At 50.7% G+C, this 2,984-nt stretch carries 4 protein-coding genes; all 4 read right to left on the bottom strand.

Going from position 1 to position 2,984, the window contains the following annotated elements; translation table 11 throughout:
* Positions 1–223: 223 nt before the first annotated feature.
* The 4 genes from ACUVQO_RS19080 to queA all read right to left on the bottom strand — a co-directional run bounded on the left by ACUVQO_RS19080 (position 224) and on the right by queA (position 2,897).
* Positions 224–529, bottom strand: a complete 306-nt coding sequence (locus ACUVQO_RS19080) for a hypothetical protein (protein WP_445927417.1) — start codon at positions 527–529, stop codon at positions 224–226.
* 46 nt (positions 530–575) lie between these two features.
* Positions 576–743, bottom strand: coding sequence for a hypothetical protein (locus tag ACUVQO_RS19075; RefSeq protein ID WP_445927416.1), 168 nt, complete (start codon positions 741–743; stop codon positions 576–578).
* Positions 744–847: 104 nt separating this feature from the next.
* On the bottom strand, positions 848–1,540 hold the full coding sequence (locus tag ACUVQO_RS19070; protein WP_445927415.1) for a hypothetical protein: 693 nt from the start codon (positions 1,538–1,540) through the stop codon (positions 848–850).
* 220 nt (positions 1,541–1,760) lie between these two features.
* Complete coding sequence (gene queA / locus ACUVQO_RS19065; protein WP_445927414.1) at positions 1,761–2,897, bottom strand: tRNA preQ1(34) S-adenosylmethionine ribosyltransferase-isomerase QueA; 1,137 nt, start codon at positions 2,895–2,897, stop codon at positions 1,761–1,763.
* Positions 2,898–2,984 lie beyond the last annotated feature (87 nt).

The raw sequence follows: 2,984 nt of genomic DNA, 5'->3' as shown, positions 1-2,984 counted from the left end.
GTGCCTCTCTTAGCACTTCTAAGCGTTTTGGTTCGGACAACTGAGGGGCGAGCGCACTCAAAATATAGGTGCGAGACTGCGCATCCCCAATCTTTTCAGCGACACTCTGTATTTTCAAGCATTCTGGCTCGGACAAGTGGGGGACTATTTGACACAAAACTTGTGTACAATACTGCACATTCGAAAACCCTCCTGCAGCATATAATTCATCAATATCAAGAGGCTACTGGGCACGATCTTCTTTATCCAAAATCTCCCTGACAGCCTCGAGAAGCGCTTGAAACCCAGTTGAACGGTCTGGTTCGGGCAACTGCGGAATAAGTGTACTCAACACTTGAATGCGCGCTTTCTCAGCACTTTCAATTCCAAGCAGAGGTGAAATAAAATCTACTTCTTGAATCATCAAGGCAGCCTCAAGAGCTTGCTTGAGGACGATTGAGCGTTTTGGCTTAGTCGATTGGGAAGAGATCTCACTTAGTATTTCGGCGCGATTATAATCATTTGTAATTTTTTGAGCAGATTCGATCATCTGCAATCGTCTGGGCTGTCTCCAAAGCCTGGGTCAACACAGTGGATCATTTTGACTCCGGCAACTGGGCGGTGATCTCACTCAAAGCACGGGCACGGGTTGCATCATCTGCAATCTTCCGAGCTATCTCTAAAGCCTCAGCCAGAACAGGTAAGCGTTCTAACTCCGGCAACTGAAGAGCGATCGCACTGAACGCCTGAATACGCATTAGCACGACTCTATTTCCAGCAGATTCACTTCTAGGAAAAATCCGTCTAAAAACAAAAATTGCAACTTTTGAAAGTCCGACTCTTGAACAGTTCGGAAGGCGCCCATGGCTTAGGCCAGGACGGTTGAACGTTCTGACTCGGGTAACTGGGGCGCGATCGCACTTAAGGCTTCAGCTTTGTCCCATGAATCCTCAATGGCTTGAGCGGCGGTGAGGGCTTGTTGCAGCAGATCAGTTGCAGATTCCGGTAGGTGGGACGCGATCGCACTTAAGACTTGGGCTTTGGCCCCTGAATCCTCAATGGCTTGAGCGGTGGTGAGGGCTTGTTGGAGTACCTGCTGTTGTTGCGATTCCGGTAGGTGGGGCGCGATCGCACTTAAGGCTTTGACCTTGGTGGCTGCATCCTGAATCTCCTGAGCAGCAGTAAGGGCTTGTTGAAACACCTCCTGTTGTTGCGATTCTGGCAGGTGAGGGGCAATTTTCATTAAGACTTCAGCTTTTTCATTTGGCCATTCGATACCCTGAGCAGCTATTCGAGCCTGCTGGAACACATCCTGTCGTTGCGATTCCGGTAAGTGAGGGGCGATCGCGCTTAAGGCTGCGGCTTTGGCAGATGGTTCTTCAATATTTTGAGCAGCGGCAAGGGCTTCTTGGAAAACATCTTCGGGAGAGGGCAATAACTGAGAAGCCAACTCAACCAGTGCTTTTACCCTCTGCAAGGAATCAGGGAGGCGATCGATTTCCACCAATCGATCGTCCACCCAAGTTCGTGAGCCTACTTCCACTGTTTTTTCTTCATCCATGCCAAGCTGCCCCAAGTTACGGAGATAGGGAAACGTTCCATTCTGTCACTCTGGCTGATTTGAATGGGCACAGCAAGCTCTGCCCATCCTACTGATGATGATTGAGTCTCATAGGCAGGCATTCCAATCACTTTAAGCTGAAGAAGCAGGTCAACTAGCACTTCAAAATCTTAGCCGAGGGTAGCGCAATCGCCGCCATCACGTCGGCTTGCTGACTGCCCTAGTCGGAGTTGAAGATCTGGCGCTGTCTTGCTTCTGGCAAAATCAACATCGCATCACCAAAAGAATAAAAACGATACCCTTCCTCGATCGCAACCTGATACAAATCCAGCAACCGTTGGCGACCAATCAGGGCACTCACTAGCATCATTAAACTGGATTTTGGCAGGTGGAAATTAGTAATCAGGCCATCAACAACCTGCCACTGATAGCCCGGATAAATGAAGAGATTGGTTTTGCCATATAAGGGTTGCAAAGTTCCTGACTGAGCGGCTCCTTCCAGCGATCGCACCACCGTTGTTCCTACGGCAATTACCCGTCCGCCCTGGGCTTTAGTTTGGCGAATGCGATCGACTGTATCCTGGGAGACTTCTGCCCATTCGGCATGCATTTGATGCTGGGTAATATCCTCTGCTTCCACAGGACGAAAGGTGCCGACTCCCACATGCAGGGTGACAAATGCCTGCTGAATCCCGTGTTCTTCCAACGTTTGTAAGAGTTCGGGCGTGAAATGTAGTCCGGCAGTGGGGGCGGCAACGGCTCCCAGGCGATCGGCGTACACGGTTTGATACTGATCGGGGCTAGCTTCTGGATTGGAAATGTAGGGCGGTAACGGCACCTGACCGAATTCATAGAGCCAATCCTTCAGAGACTGCCCCGGAGGCACTTGAAACTCAATAATTCTGCCACTGGTGGTCGGATCTGAGGCTAACACCGTCGCTTTCAGGGGTGTCTGATCCGTTGCTGCATCAGTTATCGGCCCTTTGAACCAGATTTCCGCTGCCGGTTTGAGTCGTCTACCAGGCTTCACCAGCGCCAACCAGCAAGTCGAAAAATCATCGGCATCTGTAGTCTCATTAGGCTGGGGTTCCAGTAGCAGGATTTCCACCGACAGGCCACTGGATTTATGACCGTACAAACGGGCAGGTAGGACGCGGGTATTGTTCAAAACCAGCAGGTCACCTGGTTTGAGTAATTGTGGCAAATCCCGAAAGATGGCATGAGTGTGGTCATTGGCATCTTTCACAACTAACAGACGGGCGCTGTCTCTGGGAACAACAGGAGCCTGAGCAATCCGGTCCGGGGAGAGGGTGTAATCATAAGCGGACAGTAAGCGATCGCAATCCACTGGGCACATCCAACACTGACTCTGCCTTCATTAAACCATTCGTGACATCCTCCCGACACCAATGCTACGCATACGGTGCGGGCTTCCCAAGATCGC

The sequence above is a fragment of the Leptodesmis sp. genome (assembly GCF_052746595.1).
This window is presented reverse-complemented; position numbering and strand designations above follow the sequence as displayed.

Excerpts from the sequence above, each read along its gene's own strand:
- queA (WP_445927414.1), bottom strand. The coding sequence starts at position 2,897 with ATGTGCCCAGTGGATTGCGATCGCTTACTGTCCGCTTATGATTACACC.
- ACUVQO_RS19080 (WP_445927417.1), bottom strand. The coding sequence starts at position 529 with ATGATCGAATCTGCTCAAAAAATTACAAATGATTATAATCGCGCCGAA.
- ACUVQO_RS19070 (WP_445927415.1), bottom strand. The coding sequence starts at position 1,540 with ATGGATGAAGAAAAAACAGTGGAAGTAGGCTCACGAACTTGGGTGGAC.